At 68.0% G+C, this 21,920-nt stretch carries 21 protein-coding genes; 8 read left to right on the forward strand and 13 right to left on the reverse strand.

The annotated features are described in order from the left end of the window. Positions 1-112: 112 nt before the first annotated feature. Together DR843_RS11045 and DR843_RS11050 are read right to left on the reverse strand one after the other, a co-directional pair. The gene (locus DR843_RS11045) at positions 113-1,447 is read right to left on the reverse strand and encodes an HNH endonuclease (RefSeq protein WP_109685809.1); all 1,335 of its coding nucleotides are present in this window, start codon (positions 1,445-1,447) and stop codon (positions 113-115) included. Positions 1,448-1,500: 53 nt separating this feature from the next. After that, entirely contained in the window at positions 1,501-2,913 is a 1,413-nt protein-coding gene (locus DR843_RS11050; RefSeq protein ID WP_109685811.1) for an NAD(P)H-quinone dehydrogenase, read from the reverse strand. Between the two features lie 31 nt (positions 2,914-2,944). Here DR843_RS11050 and DR843_RS11055 point away from each other — a divergent pair, with 31 nt between their 5' ends. Together DR843_RS11055 and DR843_RS11060 are read left to right on the forward strand one after the other, a co-directional pair. Further along, positions 2,945-3,757 (forward strand): purine-nucleoside phosphorylase, encoded by an 813-nt coding sequence (locus DR843_RS11055; RefSeq protein ID WP_109685812.1) that lies wholly within the window; start codon positions 2,945-2,947, stop codon positions 3,755-3,757. Then, positions 3,715-5,313: a phospho-sugar mutase gene (locus DR843_RS11060; protein ID WP_109685814.1), complete on the forward strand. Its 1,599-nt coding sequence runs from the start codon at positions 3,715-3,717 to the stop codon at positions 5,311-5,313. Before DR843_RS11055 ends, DR843_RS11060 begins: the two co-directional genes overlap by 43 nt. Here the strand turns inward: DR843_RS11060 and DR843_RS11065 are convergent. Then, entirely contained in the window at positions 5,306-5,905 is a 600-nt protein-coding gene (locus DR843_RS11065) for a hypothetical protein (protein ID WP_146202555.1), read from the reverse strand. The genes DR843_RS11060 and DR843_RS11065 overlap by 8 nt on opposite strands. Before the next feature lie 5 nt (positions 5,906-5,910). Beyond that, entirely contained in the window at positions 5,911-6,558 is a 648-nt protein-coding gene (gene deoC / locus DR843_RS11070; RefSeq protein WP_109685817.1) for a deoxyribose-phosphate aldolase, read from the reverse strand. A 27-nt stretch (positions 6,559-6,585) separates the two neighbouring features. On the opposite strand from deoC, the gene DR843_RS11075 reads away from it, so the two are divergent. Genes DR843_RS11075 through DR843_RS11095 form a run of 5 tightly spaced genes read left to right on the forward strand, consistent with a single transcriptional unit; the run spans position 6,586 to position 11,425 of the window. Then, positions 6,586-7,560, forward strand: coding sequence for a DUF7847 domain-containing protein (locus tag DR843_RS11075; protein ID WP_146202556.1), 975 nt, complete (start codon positions 6,586-6,588; stop codon positions 7,558-7,560). Next, positions 7,557-8,153, forward strand: a complete 597-nt coding sequence (locus tag DR843_RS11080) for a DUF4129 domain-containing protein (protein WP_109685821.1) — start codon at positions 7,557-7,559, stop codon at positions 8,151-8,153. The genes DR843_RS11075 and DR843_RS11080 overlap by 4 nt, the downstream gene beginning before the upstream one ends. Then, complete coding sequence (locus DR843_RS11085) at positions 8,150-9,184, forward strand: DUF4350 domain-containing protein (protein WP_109685823.1); 1,035 nt, start codon at positions 8,150-8,152, stop codon at positions 9,182-9,184. Before DR843_RS11080 ends, DR843_RS11085 begins: the two co-directional genes overlap by 4 nt. After that, positions 9,181-10,131 (forward strand): AAA family ATPase, encoded by a 951-nt coding sequence (locus tag DR843_RS11090; RefSeq protein ID WP_109685825.1) that lies wholly within the window; start codon positions 9,181-9,183, stop codon positions 10,129-10,131. The genes DR843_RS11085 and DR843_RS11090 overlap by 4 nt, the downstream gene beginning before the upstream one ends. A gap of 4 nt (positions 10,132-10,135) precedes the next feature. Further along, positions 10,136-11,425: a DUF58 domain-containing protein gene (locus DR843_RS11095; protein WP_109685827.1), complete on the forward strand. Its 1,290-nt coding sequence runs from the start codon at positions 10,136-10,138 to the stop codon at positions 11,423-11,425. On the opposite strand, the gene DR843_RS11100 is transcribed toward DR843_RS11095, so the two are convergent. Together DR843_RS11100 and DR843_RS11105 are read right to left on the reverse strand one after the other, a co-directional pair. Further along, positions 11,403-13,076 carry a siderophore-interacting protein gene (locus DR843_RS11100; protein WP_109685829.1) on the reverse strand — a complete coding sequence of 558 codons (1,674 nt, stop codon included), beginning with the start codon at positions 13,074-13,076 and terminating at the stop codon, positions 11,403-11,405. The two genes, DR843_RS11095 and DR843_RS11100, sit on opposite strands and share 23 nt — an antisense overlap. A 14-nt stretch (positions 13,077-13,090) precedes the next feature. Then, positions 13,091-14,086, reverse strand: coding sequence for a stage II sporulation protein M (locus tag DR843_RS11105; RefSeq protein WP_109685830.1), 996 nt, complete (start codon positions 14,084-14,086; stop codon positions 13,091-13,093). Between the two features lie 24 nt (positions 14,087-14,110). Here DR843_RS11105 and DR843_RS11110 point away from each other — a divergent pair, with 24 nt between their 5' ends. Then, entirely contained in the window at positions 14,111-14,917 is an 807-nt protein-coding gene (locus DR843_RS11110) for an RDD family protein (protein ID WP_109685832.1), read from the forward strand. On the opposite strand, the gene DR843_RS11115 is transcribed toward DR843_RS11110, so the two are convergent. The 7 genes from DR843_RS11115 to DR843_RS11145 are packed head-to-tail and all read right to left on the reverse strand — an operon-like array spanning position 14,898 to position 21,884. Beyond that, complete coding sequence (locus DR843_RS11115) at positions 14,898-15,959, reverse strand: adenosine deaminase (protein ID WP_109685834.1); 1,062 nt, start codon at positions 15,957-15,959, stop codon at positions 14,898-14,900. The genes DR843_RS11110 and DR843_RS11115 overlap by 20 nt on opposite strands. Further along, positions 15,949-16,302: a cupin domain-containing protein gene (locus tag DR843_RS11120; protein WP_109685836.1), complete on the reverse strand. Its 354-nt coding sequence runs from the start codon at positions 16,300-16,302 to the stop codon at positions 15,949-15,951. Before DR843_RS11120 ends, DR843_RS11115 begins: the two co-directional genes overlap by 11 nt. After that, positions 16,295-17,578 (reverse strand): thymidine phosphorylase, encoded by a 1,284-nt coding sequence (locus DR843_RS11125; protein WP_109685837.1) that lies wholly within the window; start codon positions 17,576-17,578, stop codon positions 16,295-16,297. Before DR843_RS11125 ends, DR843_RS11120 begins: the two co-directional genes overlap by 8 nt. After that, positions 17,571-17,987, reverse strand: coding sequence for a cytidine deaminase (locus DR843_RS11130; protein ID WP_109685840.1), 417 nt, complete (start codon positions 17,985-17,987; stop codon positions 17,571-17,573). Before DR843_RS11130 ends, DR843_RS11125 begins: the two co-directional genes overlap by 8 nt. Further along, complete coding sequence (locus tag DR843_RS11135) at positions 17,984-19,255, reverse strand: ABC transporter permease (RefSeq protein WP_109685842.1); 1,272 nt, start codon at positions 19,253-19,255, stop codon at positions 17,984-17,986. The genes DR843_RS11130 and DR843_RS11135 overlap by 4 nt, the downstream gene beginning before the upstream one ends. Further along, complete coding sequence (locus tag DR843_RS11140; protein WP_170119842.1) at positions 19,252-20,352, reverse strand: ABC transporter permease; 1,101 nt, start codon at positions 20,350-20,352, stop codon at positions 19,252-19,254. The genes DR843_RS11135 and DR843_RS11140 overlap by 4 nt, the downstream gene beginning before the upstream one ends. Further along, positions 20,352-21,884, reverse strand: a complete 1,533-nt coding sequence (locus DR843_RS11145) for an ABC transporter ATP-binding protein (RefSeq protein ID WP_109685846.1) — start codon at positions 21,882-21,884, stop codon at positions 20,352-20,354. Before DR843_RS11145 ends, DR843_RS11140 begins: the two co-directional genes overlap by 1 nt. Between the last annotated feature and the right edge of the window lie 36 nt (positions 21,885-21,920).

Here is a 21,920-nt window from a genome sequence, read left to right on the forward strand (position 1 = left end):
TCGACGAACACAAAAGGCATCATCTGATGATGCTCCTCGATCCTGACCTGGTTGGAGCTTCCAGTGACCTCAGCATCGGACGAAGCGACGGCCGACGCTGTGTCGGCACCCGCTACTCGCGCTTAGGCGCCGTGAAGCCGTGCCAGATGACCTCTACAAAACGCCGCTCGAGCCTCGACACAGCCTCGCGAGGTCGCGCGCTGGGTGGCCGCGGCGGCGTACTGGTCATGGTCAACCGCCCGACCCGATACGTCACGGTCTGCGCGTTGCCGGTGACGAAGTAACCGGGGATTTCCTTGGTGTAGTTGCATCGCTCGCAATCGGCCCCGGCGTTCGAGGCAGTCGTCCTGCCGCCCGCGGCAGCCGGTGCGATGTGGTCGATGTGCTTGACCGGTGACTCGCAGAACGGCGTCCGACAGCGTTGATCGCGAAGCTTGATGAACTCGCGCAACAACCCGCGGTAGGTGCGGGCGGTCGATTCCATCCCGATGAGTTCGTCGTGCCCGGGTGCGGTGAAGATCCGGCGCACGTCGGGGCCGTCCTTGTCGGGGCAGGCGCTGATCAAGTCGCGGGCCAGGTGGCCAGGGATCGTGCCGTATCCCTCCAGGAAGCCCGGCGCATCCTTGACGAGCGCCTCGATCGGGATCATCAGGTTGACTCGCACGTCGACCGGCGCACCTTCGCCTGCGGCTCGACCGGTGACGCGCGAAACGAGGGCATCGGCCATCGCCCGGTTGCGATCTGCGGCACGCGCCTTCGCCACGGCGGGGTCGGCTTGCAGGGCCTGGACGCAGGCAAGCCCCTCCCGCACCGGCAGCAGCGCAGTCAGACGCAGCATCGAGTCCGGCGCCGAACGCCAGCTGACGTGACGATCCTGCGCGGCAGCGATTGCGCGGACCTGAGCGAGATTGGGATCAAGACGGTTGACCACGCAGCGGGTCGCTTCGCGCAGTCCACGATCGCCGAGTCGGTGCCATCGATCGGAGATCTCCTCCGCGACCTGTGCGCGGGCGCCGGGATCGAGGCCGTCGGTCTCGCGGACCAGGATGGCCGCCTGCTCCTCGCCCAACTCGCCCGCACGCATCGCATCGAGGACCGACGGCATCTCTTGGGCGAGGACCTGGGCTTGGCGGACTAGCCGCGCCGCGGCCGCCGGATGCTTGCGGCGAGCGAACCCGACGGCCACGGCGGTAACCCGTGTCGCCCATCCTGCGGGCACCTTCGCTTCTGGCTGCAGCCGCTCCTGCGCCTCCGTCACCAAGTGGGCGGTCAGCTCGATCTGCCGGGCGCTGATCGCGTGCTTGAGGTACTCGAGCTCCTGGATGAGGACGTCGCCGATCCGAGCTGAATCACCTTGTCCTGCAGTCGAATTGATCCGCGACCGACACTCGCGCACGAGGGCAAGCGCGGCCTGTTCGGCCTCGTCCAGCACCTCGTTCTCGTCCATGTAAGAACCCTAGAAGAGGGGTCTGACAACATCAGGCTTACGCCCGCGGACCGCTAGGACTCCAGCGTGTGCAGTCGCCGAGCAGCCTCGGAAATCGAGCCGGTCATCGACGGGTACACCGAGAACGTCGACGCCAACTGGTCGACCGTCAGCCGGTTCTGCACCGCGATGCCGATCGGGAAGATCAACTCCGACGCCTGGGGTGCAACGACCACGCCCCCGACCACCGTGTTCGAACCGGGGCGGGCGAACAGCTTCACGAAACCATCGGTGATGTTGCGCATCTTGGCCCGCGGGTTGGTCGACAACGGCAGCGTCACCGTGCGGGCCTCGACCTTGCCCTCGTCGATATCCGCCATCGAGTAACCCACGGTCGCGATCTCCGGGTCGGTGAAGATGTTCGCGCACACACCACGCAGATTCAGCGGCGCGACGGCGTCACCCAGCGCGTGGAACATCGCGATCCGGCCCTGCATCGCCGCCACCGACGCCAACGGGTAGACCCCGGTGCAGTCCCCCGCTGCGTAGATCCCCGGCACGCTGGTGCGCGACACGCGGTCCACCACGATGTGTCCGGAAGCCGTCGTCTCGACACCGGCAGCTTGCAGTCCAATGCCCTCGGTCTGCGGGATGGCGCCGACCGCGAGCAACGCGTGCGAACCCTCGACCGTCCGGCCGTCGTCCAACGTCACCACGACGGAGTCGCCAACCCGCTGCGCGCCGACCGCGCGCGACTTGTTCAACACGTTCATCCCGCGCCGGCGGAAGACGTTCTCGATGACCGTCGCCGCGTCCGCGTCCTGCCCCGGTAGCACGCGGTCACGGGATGACACCAGCGTGACCTCGCAACCGAGCCCCAGATACGCGTGCGCCAACTCCGCACCGGTGACACCGGAGCCCACGACGATCAGGTGCTTGGGCAGTTCGGGCAGGTCATAGATCTGCTGCCACGTGAGGATCCGCTCACCATCAGGTACGGCGGTCGGCAGCTGGCGGGGCGTCGTACCCACGGCGACCAAGATCGTGTCCGCGCCGAACTCGCGCGACACACCGTTCGTGCCCTCGGCGTACACCCGGCCGCGGTCGACGATCTGGCCGACACCGTCGAAGACCTGGACGCCGGCGCTCTCGCACTGCGCCCGGATGTCCAGGCTCTGCGCCTTGGCCAGCCGCACGATGCGCTGGTTGATCTGCTGCACCTCGGCGTGCGCGTGCTGGTCCAACTCGGTGGTGTCGAAGCCGACGCCCAGCCGGCCGGCCGCCTCGAACCGGGACATGAAGTCCGACGTCGCAATCAGGGCCTTGCTCGGCACACAGTCGGTGAGGACGGCGGCGCCACCCATACCTTCTTTTTCGATCACGGTGACCATGGCGCCGAGTTGGGCGCCGACCAGCGCCGCCTCGTAGCCACCCGGGCCACCACCGATCACGACCACGGAGCGCTTTCGAGTCGTCACGGCCCTCATCCTTCCACGGCTGCCCTACTAACCTGACGGGGTGGCTGACACCCAGGAACCCTTCGAACTGGCCCAAGCGGCCGCCGACGTCATCGCCGACCGCACCGGAATCGCCGCGCACGACGTGGCGCTGGTGCTGGGATCCGGCTGGGGCAAGACGGCCGATCTGATCGGGCCCACGCTTGCAACGATCGACAACACCGACCTACCCGGCTTCAAACCGGCCGCCGTTGCCGGTCACATCGGCACCGTGCGCTCGGTCCAGATCGGCGAAACCGACCGTCGCGCCTTGGTTTTCGGCACCCGGACGCACTTCTACGAGGACCGCGGCGTGCGTGCGGTAGTCCACCCGGTCCGCACCGCGGCCGCTGCCGGCTGCAGGACGATCGTCCTCACCAACGGCTGCGGTGGGCTCAACAAGGACTGGGGCCCGGGGACACCGGTCCTGATCCGCGACCACATCAACCTGACGGCGGCCTCGCCGATCGAGGGTGCCAACTTCGTCGACCTCACCGATCTCTACGCACAAGAACTGCGTGACATCGCCCACACCGTCGACCCGCAGCTGCCCGAGGGCGTCTACGCGCAGTTCCGCGGTCCGCACTACGAAACCCCTGCCGAGGTGAAAATGGCCGGGATCATGGGTGCCGATCTGGTCGGGATGTCCACCACGCTGGAGGCGATCGCAGCCCGGCAGGCCGGGATGAAGGTCCTGGGCATCTCCCTGGTGACCAACCTCGCCGCCGGGGTCAGTGATCAGCCGCTGTCCCATCAAGAGGTGATCGAGGCCGGACAGGCCGCTGCCGCCAGATGTGGCGACCTGTTGGCGAACGTGATCAGGAAACTCCCGTGAGCCTGCGGGACCAGGCCGAGGCCTGGATCGCCGACGACCCCGACCCCGCCACCCGCGCCGAACTCACCGCGCTCCTGGACGACGAGGCCGAACTCGCCGACCGATTCAGCGGGCTACTCGACTTCGGGACGGCGGGCCTACGTGGTGCCCTCGGTGCCGGTCCCAACCGGATGAACCGCGTCGTCGTACGCCGAGTGGCAGCTGGCCTTGTCCGTTACCTCGGCGACGAGCCGGCTCTGGTCATCGGGTACGACGCTCGGCACAACTCGGATGTCTTCGCCCGGGACACCGCCGCAGTGACCGTTGCCGCCGGTGGTCACGCGATGTTGCTGCCCCGGCCGCTGCCGACACCGGTCCTGGCCTACGCGATCCGCGTCCTCGGTGCGGATGCCGGTGTGATGGTCACCGCGAGCCACAACCCGCCGCAGGACAACGGGTACAAGGTCTACCTCGGTGATGGCAGCCAGATCGTGCCGCCGGCCGACGAGGAGATCAAGGCACTCATCGCACCCCGCGCAGCCGACGTACCCGTCGCGGACGACGGGTGGCAGACGCTCGGCGACGACATCGTGGAGGCGTATCTGGAGGACGTCGTCCGGGTCGTCGCCGCTGACTCTGCGCGGGATCTGAAGGTGGTGCACACCGCCCTGCACGGCGTGGGCTCGCAGATCGTGCTCGACGCCTTCGAAGCAGCCGGGTTCCCCACGCCCATCCCGGTCGCAGCGCAGCAGCAACCCGACCCAGACTTCCCCACCGTCGCCTTCCCCAACCCCGAAGAGGCCGGCGCCATCGACCTGGCGTTGGAGACCGCTCGCCACGAGGACGCGGACCTAGTCATCGCCAACGATCCAGACGCGGACAGGTGCGCGGTCGCCGTACCTGACGTGGGCGGTTGGCGGATGCTGCGCGGCGATGAGGTCGGGGCGCTGCTTGGTTACCACCTACTCGCCCGCGGGGTTCCCGACAAAGGCGTTTTCGCCAACTCGATCGTCTCCTCCCGGTTGCTCGCGGCCATGGCCCAGGCGCACGGCGTACGTCATCAGGAGACCCTTACCGGGTTCAAGTGGATCAGTCGGGTGCCCGGCCTGGTCTACGGCTACGAGGAGGCCCTCGGCTACTGCGTCGACCCCGAGCGGGTCAAAGACAAGGACGGGGTCAGCGCCGCCCTGCTGGTCGCCGAACTCGCGGCCACCCTGAAGGCGCAGGGCCGCACGCTGATCGATGTGTTGCGGGAGTTGGATGTGCGGTACGGCGCGCACGTCACCGACAGCTTCTCGATCCGCGGCGCCGGCCTGCCCGCCTCGCTGCTGGCCCAGCCGCCCACCGAAGTCGCGGGCATCGCCGTGGCCGGGTTCGAGGACCTGTCCCAGGGCGGAGAGCTGCCTCCGACGGAGGGCGTGCGGATCCACCTGGCCGACCGGACCCGGATCATCATCCGACCCAGCGGGACCGAGCCGAAGCTGAAGGTTTATCTCGAAGCGATCGCGGGCGAGCGCGACACGGCCAGCCAGCAGCTCGCGACCGTGAACCGCGCGGTCCGCGACCTGCTCAGGTGAGGATCCCGATCACGATCAGCGCCACAGCTGCCGCCAGGGCGGCGATCGAGGGCCAGGCCGGACGGATCCGGACCTGCTCCTCCTGCCGCGCCAACTGACCTTGCCGCACGGCACGCTCGTAGTCCGCCTTGGCCTCCTGGATGGTCCGCGCCACGCTCGACGCCGAAGCCGTTGGGTCTTTCAAGTCCTCCGGCGAGACCCGGCCGAGGCCGAGGCCGCTCCCACCGCCGGTGCGGACCGCGCCGCGTGCGGTTGGCCGCTGCGTGGTGATCGCCCAGGACCCCCAGCCCCGGCCGTCCGCCGCGAAAATCTTGAGATTCCAACGGCTTTCGATCAGATCGATAACCGGCCAGGACAGATCCACGTCGCGCACGATGTTGTGCAGTCCGACCCCGCCGGTCGCCAGGATCAGGCATGGGCGCACGAAGACCGCCCAGAGGGCCAACGCGGCCGCCAGCAGGAAACAGGCCGAATGCGGATCGATACCACCGTGCCCGAAGGTGAAGATCACGCCGAGCAGAACGCAGACCCCGATCAGTCCCCAGCCAATGGCGAGGGAGGATCCCTGCCGCACCACTCGGCGTACGTTCATGAGCGTCAGTAGCCGGTGGAGGTCTCGCCGGCGAGCACCGCGCGGCTGCCGGAGACGCCCAACCGGGTCGCTCCCGCGGCGACCATGGCGTCCGCGGTCGCCCGGTCACGGATCCCACCGGAAGCCTTGACGCCCGCGCGGCCGGCGACGGTCTTGGCCATCAGTTCGACCGCGTGCACTGACGCGCCTCCCGCCGGGTGGAACCCGGTCGAGGTCTTCACGAAGTCGGCTCCTTCGGCGACTGCGGCCTCGCAGACGGCCACGATCGCCTCATCGGACAGCGCCGCGGACTCGATGATCACCTTGAGAACAGCATCGGGTACGGCGGCCCGGACTGCCGCGATATCGGCACCGACCGCTTCGTACTCCCCCGCGACGGCCGCACCCACGTCGATCACCATGTCGACTTCGTCGGCGCCCTGTGCCACCGCGAGCGCCGCCTCGGCCGCCTTGATGGAGGAATGGTGCTTACCGCTGGGGAAGCCGGCCACCACGGCAAGCTTCAGATCGTCGGGCAGCGTCAGGGGCAGCATGCTCGGCGAGACGCACACCGAGTAGGTGCCCAATTCCTCGGCCTCGTCGATCAGCGCCTGCACATCGGCGGCCGTCGCTTCGGGTTTGAGCAAGGTGTGGTCGATCAGGTCAGCCAGCATGGTCGCCAGCCTAGCTAGGCTGCGGCTATGAGCCAGGGCTGGACGCCGCCAGAGGGGACGCCACCGCAGGGTGGTTACGGCACGCCGCAATGGGGGCAGCAGGCGCCGATGATGCCCTACCAACCGATTCCGCTGAGCCCTAAACCTGGCGTGATCCCGTTGCGGCCGTTGAAACTCGGCGACATCTGGGAGGGCGCCGTCGCGACCATTCGGGGCAATCCGACCGCAACCATCGGCCTGTCGCTGGTGGTGACGCTGATCGCCGCGATCCCCTCGGTGCTCGCGGTTGCCCTGCTGTCGAGGGCCAGCCTCTACGGAGGGGTGGAAACCGACGCCCGCGGTCTCATCGCCCAGGCGGGCGGCTACGTACTGGACGGCCTTGCGGGGATCGTGCTTGCCGGGATGCTGGTCTTCGTCCTCGCCGAAGCAGTGTTGGGCCGGCGGTGCAGCATCGGCGCCGCCTGGCAGGGCATCCGTTCGCGCATCCTGCCCCTGATCGGACTCGCCCTCATCTTCGCGGTCACCACCGCGGTCGTCGGTGGCCTCCTGGTCGGGCTCATCGTCCTGCTGGCCAACACCCTCGATGCCGGGGTGGTCATCGCCATCGCCATTCCTCTGACCCTCGCGATCGGGGCCGGCGTGGTCTTCGTCTGGACCCGCTGGTCACTCGCTGCTCCCGCCGTCGTCTTGGAGCGCGCGGGTCCCATCGCCGCTCTCAAGCGGTCGTGGGCGTTGTCGCGCGGCCAGTTCTGGCGGATTCTCGGCATCGAGGTGCTGACCCGGATCGTGGTCGGATTCGTCAGCGGGCTGGCCACCACCCCTGTCGCGTTCCTCGCGTTCGGCCTCGGCGGCGCGGTCACCCTAACCGTGACGACCATCTGGTCGGCGATCATCGGCGGCGTCCTCGCACCGTTCTCCGCCAACGTGACCGGGTTGCTCTACATCGACCAGCGGATCCGCAAGGAAGCGCTCGATGTCACCCTCATGGCAGCCGCTTCGTGATTGATCCCGATCACGCGCGCGACCTGCTCCGGCAGGAGTTGGCGAATCCGGAGTACGCCCCGCAGCGCAACTGGCTGCAAGAGGCGAAGGATTGGTTCATCAACCACGTCCTGGATCCCATTCTGCGCCATGCCAATTCCGCGCCCGGCATCGTGATGACCATCCTGCTGGTGCTGCTGGTGATCGCCGTCGGATACTCGCTGACCCGGTTCCGCGCCCGCCGCGCTGCCCCGAGCGTGGCCGAGGATCTGGTGTTCACCGACGCCACCGCGACCGCCGCGCAGCTACGCACGAGCGCCGCCGAGGCCGCCGCCCGGGGCGACTACACCCGGGCCTACCTTGACTACTTCCGGGCCCTGGCCCGCAGTGGCCAGGAACGTGCGCTGGTGCCCGCGGATCCCGGCCTGACCGCGCACGAACTGGGCAGACCCCTGGCCGGCTGTTTCCCGGCCGAGTCAGGCGAGATCGAGAGGGCCGCAAGCGGATTCGACCTCTTCCGGTACGGCGAGGTGCCGGCTTCCGAGGCTGACGTCAACCGGATCCGGGGGCTGGATGAGCGTCTTCGGGCTGCGCGTCCTGTGGTGGTCGCATGAAGCGGCACCCCTGGGCGTTCTGGGGCGTCGTGGTGCTCCTGCTGCTCGTTGTCTCGGTCTTCCTCGCCAGCCGGCAGACCAGCAACGCCACCCTCTTCGACCCCGACAATCCCTATCCCGCTGGCGGGCAGGCGATCGCGCGGGTGCTCAGTCAGACCGGTGTCGACGTCACCCCGGTCCGCAGCATGACCGAACTGATGGAGACACCCTCCTCTGCCCAGGACACGATCCTGATCAGCGACCCGGACCTGCTCGACCCTGACCAGCTACAAGACATCGAGGACAGGTTCGCCTCGGCGTACCGGATCGTGTTGCTGGCACCCGGCGACCAGCCCATCCCCACCGGCAGAGGCAGCGGCTGCACCATCGACTGGCTCCAAGGGCTTCAATCTGCGGCCCGCGACACCGACGTCACCTACGAGGACACGACCGGTCACGCGTGCCTGGGTCGTGAGCAGGGCTACGCCGCAGTGCAACTGGACGGCAACGTGCTACTGCTGGGTGCCACCGGGGCGATCGCCAACGACAGCGTGCTCAAGGCGGATAACGCTGCCATCGGTCTTCGCGCGCTCGGCGGCTCCAAGCACCTGGTGTGGTTCAGCGGAGACGCTGGAAGCGCCACCGGACACGGTGGACTGCCGTGGCCGGACTGGTGGCGTCCGATGATCGCCGTGCTCGCCGCAGCGACCGTCGCCCTCATGCTCTGGCGCGGCCGTCGGCTGGGGCGCCTGGTCCGCGAGCCGTTACCGGTCGTCGTACCTGCACAGGAGACGACGAACGCACGCGGGCGGCTCTACCGCAAGGCCAAGGACACCGACCGCGCCGCGAGTGCGTTGCGGGAAGCCACCCGTACCCGCGTGTCGTCCTATCTCGGCACCCCGGACGTCGTCCGTGCGGCGGCGTCCCAGACCGGTCGGTCGGAGCAGGACATCGCGACCCTGTTGCTCGACGGGCCGGTCACCGACGAGACCGAACTGGTCCAACTCGCAAACGAACTCACCACCCTGGAAAGGCAGGTCCGACCGCAATGAACCAAGACCGGGCACGAGAGGCACTGTTGGCCGTCCGCGCACAGGTCGGGCAGGCCGTCGTCGGGCAGGAGTCCGTCGTCACCAGCCTGATCATCGCGCTGCTCGCCAAGGGGCACGTGCTGCTCGAGGGTGTCCCGGGCGTGGCCAAGACCCTGCTGGTGCGATCCATCGCCGCGGCGATCGATCTGGACACCAAACGCGTGCAGTTCACCCCCGACCTGATGCCCGGCGACATCACCGGATCCCTGGTATTCGACGCCGGCCGTTCACAATTCGCCTTCCGGCCCGGTCCGGTCTTCACCAATCTACTGCTGGCCGACGAGATCAACCGCACGCCACCCAAGACCCAGTCGGCGTTGCTGGAGGCCATGGAGGAGCGGCAGGTGACGGTCGATGGTGAGCCGCACGCGTTGCCGGATCCGTTCCTGGTGTGCGCGACGCAGAACCCGGTCGAGTACGAGGGCACCTACCCGTTGCCCGAGGCGCAACTGGACCGATTCCTGATGAAAGTTGTGGTCGATCTGCCGCCGCGCGATCAGGAGGTCACGGTACTGATGCGGCACGCCGAGGGTTTCGACCCGCGCGACCTGAGCGCCATCCAACCCGTGGCCACCGCCGAAGACCTTGCGGCGGGCTCCGTGGCCGTCCGCACCGTGCACGTCGCCCCGGAGATCGCCGCTTACATCGTGGACATCGCCCGTGCGACGCGCACCTCACCGTCCCTGTCGCTCGGCGTGAGCCCACGTGGTGCCACGGCGCTGCTGCTGACGTCACGTTGCTGGGCATGGTTGCAGGGCCGCGACTTCGTGACCCCTGACGATGTGAAGACGATGTCGTATTCGACTCTGGCGCACCGGCTTTCATTGCGTCCGGAGTCGGAGCTCGAGGGCGTGGGTGTGTCGGCGATCCTCGCCTCGGCGATCAACTCGGTCGCCGTCCCCCGCTGACCCGATGGCGATCACCGGGCGCACGGTCGGCCTCGTCCTGCTGGGCGTGGTCGCTGTCCTGCTGTGGCCGTCCTTCGCCACGGTGGGTTGGTGGCTGCTCGCGGTCGCGCTGCTGGTCCTGCTCGACCTGCTGCTCGCCCGGGCGCGGGTCGATGTCTCCCGGACCGATCCGCCCCAGATCCGGTTGGGCGAATCCGGCACGTACGTCGTGACCGTGCGTAACGTCTCCGGCCGGCGGGCCCGTGGGTTGTTGCGCGAGGCATGGCAGCCCTCCGCGGGCGCCACCGGTGAGCGGCACACCTTCGACCTGCCGCCCGGCGAGGGTGACCGATTCACCGTGACCCTGACGCCGACGCGCCGTGGTGATCGTCGAGCAGACCACTGCGCCAGTCGGATTCGCGGTCCACTGGGGCTGGCCGCCCGGCAACGATCCGTGCCGACCGGTCTGACCGTGCGCTGCCTGCCAGCCTTTCCGAGCCGCCGGGTACTGCCCAGCAAACTTCGCCAACTGCGCGAGATCGACGGCAACTCCGCGGTGCAGATCCGCGGCCAGGGTACCGAGTTCGACTCGCTGCGCGACTACGTCGACGGTGACGACGTGCGCAGCATCGACTGGCGGGCCACAGCCCGTCGCCAACACCCGGTCGTCCGCACGTGGCGGCCCGAACGCGATCGACGCGTCGTAGTCCTGGTGGACACCTCGCGCACCAGCGCGTCGCGCGTGCTCGACACCCCTCGCCTGGACCACAGCATGGACGCCGCGCTCCTACTGACCGCGTTGGCGTCTCGGGCCGGCGACCGCATCTCGATCGCCATGGGCGACCAGCAGGTCCGGGCCCGGATCACCGGCGTCACCGACCGCGCCGCGCTGATGCACGAGACCGTGACGACGATGGCCGGGATCGAACCCGCTCTGGTCGAGGCGAATTGGAGCCGTCTGGCGGGTGCGGTCCAGCAGTTGTCGCGCACCCGGGCACTCGTCGTACTGCTGACTGCGCTCGAACCGGCGGTCGTGCGCGAGAGCCTGCTACCTGTCCTCCCGGTGCTGACCGCGCACCACCGGGTGATCGTTGCGTCGGTGAGCGACCCGGCGGTGGCGGCGATGGCCGACGAACGTGGCGACGCCAAGGCGGTGTACGACGCGGCGGCCGCCGAGCGCACCCGGCAGTTGCGCCGGGCGACGGCCGAGTCCCTGCAGCGAGCCGGCGCCACCGTGCTGGATGAGCCACCCGGCGTCCTGCCGGTGGCGTTGGTCGATCACTACCTACAGCTCAAACGGGCTGGCCTGTGGTGAGTTCCCAGGAGCGCATGTCCCAGCCCAGGTCCTGCCGCGTGCGGATCGTGAATCCAGCACGGGTGATGAGGGATTCGACCTCCTCAGCCGAGCGCAGCCCGGAACCGTAGGCCGCCAGCAACTGCAGGTCGAGTTCGGCGTCATGGTCGTGCACCTGCTCATCGGTGTCTCGCAACCGCTCGGCGACGATCGCGGCGGCGCCGACCGAGTGGCACTGTTCCGCCAACTCGGCGAGCGCTGACAGCGCCTGCTCGTCGGTGAACTGCTCGAGCCACCAGCACGCCACGACGACCGCGCCGGGCGTCGGGCGACCACTGGTGCTGACCGGCAGCGCGGGGACGTCGCTGTGCAGCTGCGCCGCGACCGCCTGGGCGGCGGATCCGAGGACGGTGGCCGCCGGATAGTCCCAGTCGTGATGCTGCACCAGCGACGGCGCCGCCCACGCCGCGTCCTGGGTGAGCAGGTCCTGGGGCACCTCGGGACGGGGGCCGTGCTGACCATGCAGCGCGGCAGTCACGGATGCCACTGACAGATCGAGGTACTGCGCCCGCGGGTCGGCCACCTCGGCGTACTCCTCGGTCAGCACCTGACCCACGGGACCCAGCGACAGCACTCCCCCGGCGTTGACAGCAGGGTCCGCCCCGTCGGCGGCGAGGACCTCCTCGGCGACCAGGGCCCGCGCGAGCGCTCGCACGGCCGTCTCGTTCAGGCCCAGGTCCGCAGCGAGGGTGGCCGGGTCGGCCGGCGCCTTCTCCAGGCGCCCGATCAGGCCCTCGCGGATCGCAACCCGCAGTGCGATCTGCGGCGTCAGCGACAACAACCGCACCAGCCGAGCCGTCTCGGGGCTCTCCTCAGTCCGACGCCAGTAGCCACTGACTTCCAGGCAGTCGGCCGGCACGCCACGCTCCTTGAGGTACCGGCGGATCGGCTTGAGGCTGATCGCTTCTCCGGCGAACCAGCAGTAGACCGATCCCTCCCGCCACGGCATCGCAGTGACGGCATCTGCCAGCGCGGTGCTGTGGCCCGCGGCGACGCCCCGACGGTGCAGCCACGTGAGCGTCACCCCGTCCGGCACCGGCAGATCCTGCTCCTCGGCCGCGTCGGCGACCTCCACGAAGACCTGGCCACCGACACCGGCCGGCCACTCGTGCAGCAGCCGGCCGATCGCCGGCAGAGCCGTTTCGTCGCCACCCACCAGCAACCAATCGATCCCGGTTGGCAGCAGCGCGGAGTTCTTCGGGCCGGCGACGTGCACCAGGTCCCCGACCTTCGCGTTCAGCGACCACGCCGAGGCCAGGCCGCCATCGTGTTTCACGAAGTCCAGAGTCAGACGACCGGTGTCCGGATCCCATTCGCGGGGCGTGTAATCCTTGGCTGCCGACGCCATCGACCAGTCCAGGTGTCCTTCGACCTGACGCGGGGGTACGGCGTGCGGCTGGCCGGCGTCGGGCACGATGACCTTGAGGTGGTCATCGAATCCCTCGTTGCGCAACGCGGGTACCGCAATGCCCTCCTGTGTCGTGAACGCACCCAGTTGGTCACCACCGATCACGATGCGGCGCATGCGGGGTGTGACGTCGCTGACTTCCAGAACGCGCAACTCGCGCACGTTGATCGGATAGGTCTTCCATTCCCGACGGGTTCGCGGCATAAGGATTACCTTACCTAGCCCGCGACGGGTGCCTCCGCACTGAGGTCCTCGGCGGTGAGGTCGGCGCTTTCTCCAGCATGATCAGCGCGCCGACCGAGCGTGAAGACGTAGGCCAGGAAGGCGACCTCGGCGATCAGCCCGATCCCGACACGCGCCCAGGTCGGCAGACCACTGGGGGTGACGAACGCTTCGATCACTCCGGACACGCCGAGCACGATCACCAGGCCGAGGACAACGACCATCATGCTGCGGGCGGTCTGACCCAGCGAAGCCGAGCGCGATTGCCCACCGGGCGCAACCCACGACCAGAAAATCCGCAGCCCGGCACCAGCAGCGACGAAGACAGCGGTGAGTTCGAGCAAGCCGTGCGGCAGGATCAGCCCGAAGAAGACGTTGGCCTTACCGTTGGCGATCATCAATCCGGCCATGACACCGAGGTTCACCGTGTTCTGCCACAGCATGAGAATCACTGGGAAGCCCAGGATGCCGCCGCCGATGCACGCTGCAGCCACCCACACGTTGTTGGTCCAGACCCGGAAGGCGAAGTCGCGGGCGGCGTACTGGCTGTAATAGTCGGCGAAGTCGTGATCGACCAGTTGCTTGATCTCCTCCGGCGTCGCGATCTGAGCGCTGACGGCCGGGTCGCGGATGATCCAGATCGCGATGACCGCGGCTGCCGCGAAGCTGAGCGCCATGATGCCCAGCCACCACCAGCGCAGGCGATAGAGAACCAGCGGCAGGCTGACCACGAAGAACCGCGCGAAGTCCGACCAACTGGACGTTCGTGCCCCCAGCGCGCGGGTCCGGGCCCGGGTGAGCAACGTTGACAGGTACTGCACGACGGAAGGGTCGGGAGCGCTGGTGCGGATGACAGACAGGTGGCTGCCGACCCGCTGGTAGAGATCGAGCAACTCATCGGCCTCCGCGCCCGACAGCCGCCGGCGCTTGACCAGTTCGCCCAGACGCGTCCACTCGGCGTGGTGCGCCGCAACGTAGGCGTCCAGATCCATGCGCGTAACGGTAGCGTTCCGGTCATGGAGCAGGGGCTACGCGGCGCGGACGCGGGATCGCTGGTCAGCGGCGACGCAGTCCGGTTGGACATCCCGCCGGCCGGGCTCCCCGGTCGGGTTGTGGCCCGCCTGCTTGATCAAGTGATCTACTTCGCGATCCTCTTGGCGTTGCTGTTCGGTCTCGGCCGGATCGTCGGCGGCCTGGACGCCAACGCCGCGACGGTGCTGCTGCTGATGTACGCCTCGGTCGTGCTCTTCATCCCAGTCGGGATCGAGGTCGCCACGCACGGACGTTCGCTCGGCAAACTGTTGTTCAAACTTCGGGTGGTCCGCGACGACGGCGGCCCGATCACCTTCCGGCATTCGCTCGTGCGCGGGCTGGTGGCACTGATCGAGATCTTCTCCTTCTGGGGGCTGCCCGCACTGATCTCCGCCGCGCTGTCGACCCGCGGAAAGCGCCTGGGAGACATGGCTGCTGGGACGTACGTCGTGCGCGAAGAAACGTCGATCAAGCTCACCCCACCGCCGTTGGAGCCGGTCGCACTACAACCGTGGGCCAGCGGTACCGACATCCGGCCGCTGCCCGATGGGCTGGCATTGGCGATCCGCCAGTTCCTGCTGCGCGCCCACACCTTGCTGCCCGCAGCGCGCGCCTCGACCGCCGCCAATCTGATCGCCCAGGTGCAGCCCTACGTCGCACCGCCGCCACCGGCCGGTGCACCGGACGAGGCGGTGCTGGCAGCGATCCTGGCCGAGCGGCGCCGTCGTGATGAGCAGCGGTTGGCCCGGGAGGACGCCGTACGTTCTCGGCTCAGCGGTACCCAGGTTTGATGACGTCCTCGATCAACCGCAGACGCTGATCGAAGGGCAGGAAGGCCGACTTCATCGCGTTCAACGTCACCCACAGCAGGTCGGTCTTGCTCCAGCCCGCCTCGTCGACGAGCAGTTGCATCTCCTTGCTCATGGAGGTGTTGCTCATCAACCGGTTGTCGGTGTTCAACGTCACCCGGAACGTGAGGTCCTTCAGGAAGGTAATCGGGTGCGCTGCAATGGATTCGGCCGCGCCGGTCTGCACGTTGGAGGACGGGCACATCTCCAACGGGATCCGCCGGTCGCGCACGAACGCCGCCAACCGGCCCAGGTGTGGTCGACCATCGACATCCTGCTGGATGTCATCCACGATCCGCACCCCGTGACCGAGCCGCTCGGCCCCGCACCACTGGATCGCCTCCCAGATGCTGGGCAGCCCGAACGCCTCCCCGGCGTGGATCGTGAAGTGTGCGTTCTCGCGGCGCAGGTATTCGAACGCATCCAGGTGCCGCGTGGGTGGGTAGCCCGCCTCCGCGCCCGCGATGTCGAAACCACCGACGCCGTCATCGCGGTAGCGCACGGCCAGTTCGGCGATCTCCCGGCTCTTGGCCGCGTGCCGCATCGCCGTCAGCAGCGCGCGTACGACGATCGGCCGGCCCGCCACTGCAGCGTCCCGTTCACCGTCGCGGAAGCCGGCGTTGACCGCTTCGACGACCTCTTCCAGGCTCAGTCCCTGCTCGAGGTGTTGCTCGGGGGCATACCGGACCTCGGCGTAGACGACGCCATCATCGGACAGGTCACGGACACATTCGTAGGCCACCCGATGCAGGGCGTCGGCGGTCTGCATGACGCCGACGGTGTGCGCAAACGTCTCCAGATAGCGCACCAGCGACCCGGAATCGGCTGCGGCACGGAACCATTCGCCCAGTGCTACCGGATCGTCGGCGGGCAGTTCGGTGTAGCCGGTCTCCCGCGCCAGTTCCAGCACAGTAGCCGGCCGGACACCGCCGTCGAGATGGTCGTGCAGCAGGACTTTCGGCAGTGGGGCGGTGTCAAGCGTCACGGTTCACCGTTTCCGGAGTGAAGGCCGGCAGGCAGACGGCGATGTACGACGCACCGTCCGGACCGCAGGAGTATCGGATGCGCTCTCCTGCCGCAGTTTTCACCGACTGTCCCGCCCCGACGGCCAGTTGTCCGCCGTCGTGGTCGATCAGCACTGTGCCCGACAGGACGATCGTGAATTCGTCGAACTCCGGGGTCTGGAACGGTTCGCTCCAGCCGGCGGGGGCGGTCATGTGCGCCACGGAGACGCGGCTCTCGGCGTTGCTGGCCGCACCGATGTGTTCTTCGATGACCTTGCCGCCTGGCGCCGGGATGCGGACGGGCGAGGGGTACAACTCAGGCATAACGCTCCAGGATCAGGGGTGGTGGTGTGAAAGCAGAGTCTGCGGAGATGTCGAAGGATCCGTCCAACGCTTCCAATGCCCTTGCGAATCGGTCGGGTTCGTCCGTGTACAAGGTCAGGAGCGGTTGGCCCGACGTCACCGGGTCGCCCGGCTTGGCGTGGATCACGACACCGGCTCCGGCTTGGACCACGTCCTCCTTGCGTGCCCGGCCGGCACCCAGTCGCCAGGCGGCCACACCGACCGCCAGCGCATCCAGGCGGGTCAGCGTGCCCGAACTCGGCGCGGTGACGACGTGCGACTCCCGAGCGACCGGCAACGGCGCGTCCGGCGAGCCGCCCTGTGCCGCAATCATCCTGCGCCAGACGTCCATCGCCCGACCGTCAACCAGGGCAGGCGCCGGATCCTCATCGACACCGGCCGCCTGCAACATCTCCCGGGCCAACGCAACGGTCAGCTCGACCACGTCGGCCGGTCCTCCCCCGGCCAGCACCTCCACCGACTCGGCGACCTCCAGTGCGTTGCCGGCGGTCAGACCCAAGGGAGTCGACATGTCGGTCAGGAGCGCAACGGTTTTCACGCCGGCGTCCGTACCGAGGGCGACCATCGTCTGCGCCAGCTCGGCCGCGTCGGTCTGGGTCTTCATGAAGGCACCGGACCCGACCTTGACGTCCAGCACCAGCGCACCCGTGCCCTCGGCGATCTTCTTGCTCATGATCGACGAAGCAATCAGCGGGATCGACTCGACCGTGCCGGTGACGTCCCGCAGTGCGTAGAGCTTCTTGTCGGCCGGTGCGAGGCCGGAGCCTGCGGCACAGATGACCGCGCCCACGTCGGCCAGTTGGGCCATCATCTCCTCGTTGGACAGCGAAGCACGCCAGCCCGCAATGGATTCCAGCTTGTCCAGCGTGCCCCCGGTGTGCCCCAGGCCGCGGCCGGACAACTGCGGAACGGCCACTCCGAAGGCTGCCACCAGCGGCGCCAGGGGCAGCGTGATCTTGTCACCCACGCCACCCGTGGAGTGTTTGTCGGCGGTCGGTTTGCCCAACTGCGCGAAGGACATCCGCTCACCGGTCGCGATCATCGCGGCGGTCCACCGCGCGATCTCGGCACGGGTCATCCCCCGCAACAGGATCGCCATGGCCAGCGCCGACATCTGCTCGTCGGCCACCACACCACGGGTGTAGGCGTCGATCACCCAGTCGATCTGCCCGTCCGACAGCGTCCCGCCGTCGCGTTTGGTGCGGATGACGTCAACCGCGTCGAATCCCTCAGCCATGAGTTGATTCCCCGCGCACGGCCGCCAGGTCCTCGCCACCGAAGGCCTGCGGCAACACATCGGACATCGGCAGCACACCTTCGGGCGTGAGCAGCAAGCAGGATGCGCCGCCGTGCTCCCACAACAGTTGGCGGCACCGGCCGCACGGCATCAACGACACCCCGCGAGCGTCCACGCAGGACACGGCCACCAAGCGTCCGCCGCCGGTGGCGATCAACGAGGAGACCATGCCGCACTCGGCACACAGCCCCACGCCGTACGACGCGTTCTCCACGTTGCAGCCGCTCACGATCCGGCCGTCGTCGACCAGACCAGCCACCCCGACAGGGAATTGGGAGTACGGCGCGTAGGCGGTCCGCATCGCTTCGACGGCTCTGGCGGTGAGCGCGTCCCAGTCGACCGCGGTCATCCGGCTTCTCCCTTGTGGTAGATCTGCCCGTCGGCCTTGGGCATTCGCAATCGTTGCGAGGCCAGCGCCATCACCAACAAGGTGGTGACGTACGGCGTGGTCGAGGTCAACTGGGTCGGGATGGTGTCCGTGGTGAAGTAGATCGCGAGCAACGCCGCACCGATGACCACAGCGATCACCCCGCGCCAGTACCGGTGCCGGCGCACGATCTGCCACACACCGACCAGCAGGACGATGACGGCCAGCAGCAACAACAGCGCGTGCACCGTGGTGCCACCACCACGCAACTGGATGGCATCGGTGTAGCCGAACAGCAAGGCGCCGGCGGCCATTCCGAGCGGGTTCCAGTTACCGAAGATCATCGCGGCCAGACCGATGTATCCGCGGCCGCCGGTCTGTCCTTCGATGTAGTTGCTGGAAGCGACCATGGCCAGGAAGCCGCCACCGAGTCCGGCCAGACCACCGGAGATGAGCACCGCGATGAACTTGTAGAGATTCACCTTGACGCCCAGGGTCTCTGCCGCCCAGGGGTTTTCACCGCAGGAGCGCAGTCGAAGACCGAACCGCGTGCGCCACAGCAGGAAGACCGACGCGACGACCAGCACGATGGCGATGATGGTGAGCACCGACAGGTTGGTGATCAATCCGCCGATCATGCCGGCCAGGTCGGAGATGAAGAACCAGTGGTGCTTCTCGACCGTCGCCAGGAAGTTCGACCCGGGCAGCGTCACGGTCGGTAGGTCGGGCAGTCCCGGGGACTGCGTCGGGCCACCACCTTCCATCCGGCCGAAGACGCGGTCGGCCAGATACTTGGTCACGCCGAGACCGATGATGTTGATCGCGACACCGGAGACGATCTGGTCGACGGTGAAGACGACGGTGGCCAAAGCGTGCAGGGCACCACCGATCGCGCCACCGATGATGGCGCCGAGCACACCGGCCCAGGCACCCCAGTTCAACGCGAAGTACGCCGCGCTCCAGGTGCCCATGATCATCATGCCTTCGAGGCCGATGTTGACGATGCCGGCGCGCTCCGACCACAGACCGCCCAGACCGGCCATGGCGATGGGTACGGCGAGGCCCAGAGCCGCGCCGATGGCACCCGAGGAGTTCATGTCGTTGGCGCCGGTGACCACCCGCAGAACGGACATGATGAAGACTCCGCCGAGGATGACCAGTGGGATCGAGACCCACCGGTTGGACCACAGGGCGCGGGCCTGGCTCGAGACCGGCGGTGAGGTGGGCGCGGGCGCGGTGTCGATGCTCATGCCTGGGCCCCCACCGGTTCGCTCGGTGCGGCCAGGTCAGCCGCGACTTGTCGTTGCTCCATCCGCACCCCGAGTCGGCGCACCAACTCGTAGGCGATGACGACCGCCAGCACCATGATTCCTTGGATGATGTTGACCAGGGCCACGCTGACCCCGGCGTTGATCTGCAGGCTGTCGGCCTGGTTGGCCAGATACGCCCAGAGGAACGCACCGAACGCGACCCCGACGGGGTGGTTGCGCCCGATCAGGGCCACCGCGATTCCGGTGAAGCCCAGACCTGCCTGGCTGGTGGTGCCGTACTGGTAGTCGTTGCCGAACAGCGCTGGCAGACCGACCAATCCGGCGACCGCACCCGACAGCAACATCGCGATGATCGCCGTGCGCTTGACGTCGATACCGCTGGCCCGGGCCGCGTCGTCAGACTGTCCGGCGGCGCGCAGGTCGAAGCCGAAGCGAGTGCGCGAGACCACGAACCAGTAGGCGAGTCCGATGAGTACGGCGAGCAGGGACAGACCGTAGATGTTGCTGATGTTGGTCTGCAGGAAGGGCAGCGCCGGCACGTGCGAACTCTCCGGGATCGGTTTGGTCCCGGTGGAGTTGCTGCCCGCGTTGTCGGCCTGCACCTTGGTCAGCAGCCACGCCACCAGACCGGTGGCGATGGCGTTCAGCATGATCGTGGAGATGACTTCCGAGACGCCGCGGGCGGTTTTGAGCACCGCGGCGATGCCGGCCCACAGGGCGCCGACCAGCATCGCCAGCAGGATCGCCGCGATGACGTTGAGCCAGCCGGGCAGCCAGGCCTGACCGGCCAGCACCGCGGCCGCGAACGCCGCCACGCGGTACTGCCCGTCGACACCGATGTTGAACAGATTCATCCGGAAGCCGATGGCCACCGCGATACCCGAGAGGTAGAAGGCCGCCGTGTCGTTGAGCATCCGCGCCCAGGCTCCTTCGACGGGACTGGACAGGAACACCTTCCAGACCGGGCCGACCGGGTCACCGGACAACACCAGGATGATCGAGGTGACGATCACGGCGACGATGATCGCCAGCAGCGGTGCGGCGAGGTTCAGGCCCAGACGGCGCCAACGGTTCATCAGGCAGCTCCCTTGCTGGAATCAGCACCGGTCATGGCCGCACCCAGATCCTGGGGGGTGACCGTAGCGGGGTCGAACGTGCCGGATAGCCGGCCGCGCAGGATCACCCGGATCGTGTCGGACAGGCCCATCAACTCATCGAGGTCGGCCGAGATCAGCAGCACCGCCAGACCCTCGCGGCGAGCTTGTTTGATGTGGTCCCAGATCGCGGCCTGCGCGCCGACATCGACGCCACGGGTCGGATGGGCGGCGATCAACACCTTGGGCGAATGCGCCATCTCCCGGCCGATGATGAGCTTCTGCTGGTTACCGCCGGACAGCGACTCGGCGGTGACGTCGATCGAGGGGGTGCGCACGTCGTACTCGGTCACGATGCGCTCGGTGTCGGCACGGGCGGCACCCGCATCGATCAGCCAGCCCTTGGCCATCGGAGCCTCGGTCTGGTGACCGAGGATGCGGTTCTCCCACAGCGGGCTTTCCAGCAGCAGGCCGTGCCGGTGCCGGTCCTCGGGGATGTAACCCACCCCGGCCTCACGGATCGCCCGCGTGGACCAGCCGGCCAGGTCCTTGCCCAGCAGCGTCACGCTGCCGGAGGACGGCACATGGATGCCCATGATCGTCTCGACCAACTCTGCCTGGCCGTTGCCCTCGACGCCGGCGATGCCGAGCACCTCACCGGCGTGGATGACCAGGTCGACATCGGTCAGCAGCGGCGAACCGCCCTCTGCCGAGGGAAGATTCAGACCGGCGACGGACAGCACCACCTCGTCGGTGACGGTCGACTCCTCCGTCTGCGGGGTCGGCAGGGCCGAACCGACCATCAACTCCGCGAGTTCGCGTGAGGTGACCGACGTCGGGTCGACCGTTGCCACGGTGGTGCCGCGCCGGATGACCGTGATCGTGTCGGCGACCTGGCGGACCTCGTCGAGTTTGTGGGAGATGAAGATGATGGTGAAGCCCTGGGCCTTGAGCTGGCCGAGGTTGGCGAAGAGTTCGTCGACTTCCTGTGGCACCAGGACCGCGGTCGGCTCGTCCAGGATGATGATCTTGGCGCCGCGGTAGAGCACCTTGAGGATCTCGACCCGCTGACGCGCACCGACGCCGAGCCGGTCGACCATCACGTCCGGATTGACGTGCAGCCCGTACGCCGTGGAGATCCGTTGGATCTCGTCACGCGCACCAGTGCCGATGCCGTGCAGTTTCTCCGCGCCGAGGACGACGTTCTCGGTGACGGTGAAGTTGTCAGCCAGCTTGAAGTGCTGGAACACCATGCCGATGCCGTGCGCGATCGCGTCGGCGGGGCTGGCGAACTCCACCTGCTCACCGTTGACGGCGATGGTGCCCTCGTCCGGCTTCTGCACGCCGTACAGGATCTTCATCAGCGTCGACTTACCGGCGCCGTTCTCCCCGACGATGGCGTGGATCGTGCCGGCCTTGACGGTGATGTCGATGTCCTTGTTGGCGACGACACCGGGGAATCGCTTGGTGATGCCACGCAACTCGACCGCGGGTGGGGCTTCTGCGGAACTCATGGGGGTCTCCTCGGGGGTCGCACAACATGGGACCCG

Origin of the sequence: Branchiibius hedensis, from assembly GCF_900108585.1 — a bacterium.
Classification (GTDB): Bacteria; Actinomycetota; Actinomycetes; order Actinomycetales; family Dermatophilaceae; genus Branchiibius; species Branchiibius hedensis.

Coding starts and splice junctions, on each gene's coding strand:
- DR843_RS11045 (WP_109685809.1), bottom strand. CDS start 1,447: ATGGACGAGAACGAGGTGCTGGACGAGGCCGAACAGGCCGCGCTTGCC.
- DR843_RS11050 (WP_109685811.1), bottom strand. CDS start 2,913: ATGAGGGCCGTGACGACTCGAAAGCGCTCCGTGGTCGTGATCGGTGGT.
- DR843_RS11060 (WP_109685814.1), top strand. CDS start 3,715: ATGTGGCGACCTGTTGGCGAACGTGATCAGGAAACTCCCGTGAGCCTG.
- DR843_RS11065 (WP_146202555.1), bottom strand. CDS start 5,905: ATGAACGTACGCCGAGTGGTGCGGCAGGGATCCTCCCTCGCCATTGGC.
- deoC (WP_109685817.1), bottom strand. CDS start 6,558: ATGCTGGCTGACCTGATCGACCACACCTTGCTCAAACCCGAAGCGACG.
- DR843_RS11075 (WP_146202556.1), top strand. CDS start 6,586: ATGAGCCAGGGCTGGACGCCGCCAGAGGGGACGCCACCGCAGGGTGGT.
- DR843_RS11085 (WP_109685823.1), top strand. CDS start 8,150: ATGAAGCGGCACCCCTGGGCGTTCTGGGGCGTCGTGGTGCTCCTGCTG.
- DR843_RS11090 (WP_109685825.1), top strand. CDS start 9,181: ATGAACCAAGACCGGGCACGAGAGGCACTGTTGGCCGTCCGCGCACAG.
- DR843_RS11095 (WP_109685827.1), top strand. CDS start 10,136: ATGGCGATCACCGGGCGCACGGTCGGCCTCGTCCTGCTGGGCGTGGTC.
- DR843_RS11100 (WP_109685829.1), bottom strand. CDS start 13,076: ATGCCGCGAACCCGTCGGGAATGGAAGACCTATCCGATCAACGTGCGC.
- DR843_RS11105 (WP_109685830.1), bottom strand. CDS start 14,086: ATGGATCTGGACGCCTACGTTGCGGCGCACCACGCCGAGTGGACGCGT.
- DR843_RS11110 (WP_109685832.1), top strand. CDS start 14,111: ATGGAGCAGGGGCTACGCGGCGCGGACGCGGGATCGCTGGTCAGCGGC.
- DR843_RS11120 (WP_109685836.1), bottom strand. CDS start 16,302: ATGCCTGAGTTGTACCCCTCGCCCGTCCGCATCCCGGCGCCAGGCGGC.
- DR843_RS11125 (WP_109685837.1), bottom strand. CDS start 17,578: ATGGCTGAGGGATTCGACGCGGTTGACGTCATCCGCACCAAACGCGAC.
- DR843_RS11130 (WP_109685840.1), bottom strand. CDS start 17,987: ATGACCGCGGTCGACTGGGACGCGCTCACCGCCAGAGCCGTCGAAGCG.
- DR843_RS11135 (WP_109685842.1), bottom strand. CDS start 19,255: ATGAGCATCGACACCGCGCCCGCGCCCACCTCACCGCCGGTCTCGAGC.
- DR843_RS11140 (WP_170119842.1), bottom strand. CDS start 20,352: ATGAACCGTTGGCGCCGTCTGGGCCTGAACCTCGCCGCACCGCTGCTG.
- DR843_RS11145 (WP_109685846.1), bottom strand. CDS start 21,884: ATGAGTTCCGCAGAAGCCCCACCCGCGGTCGAGTTGCGTGGCATCACC.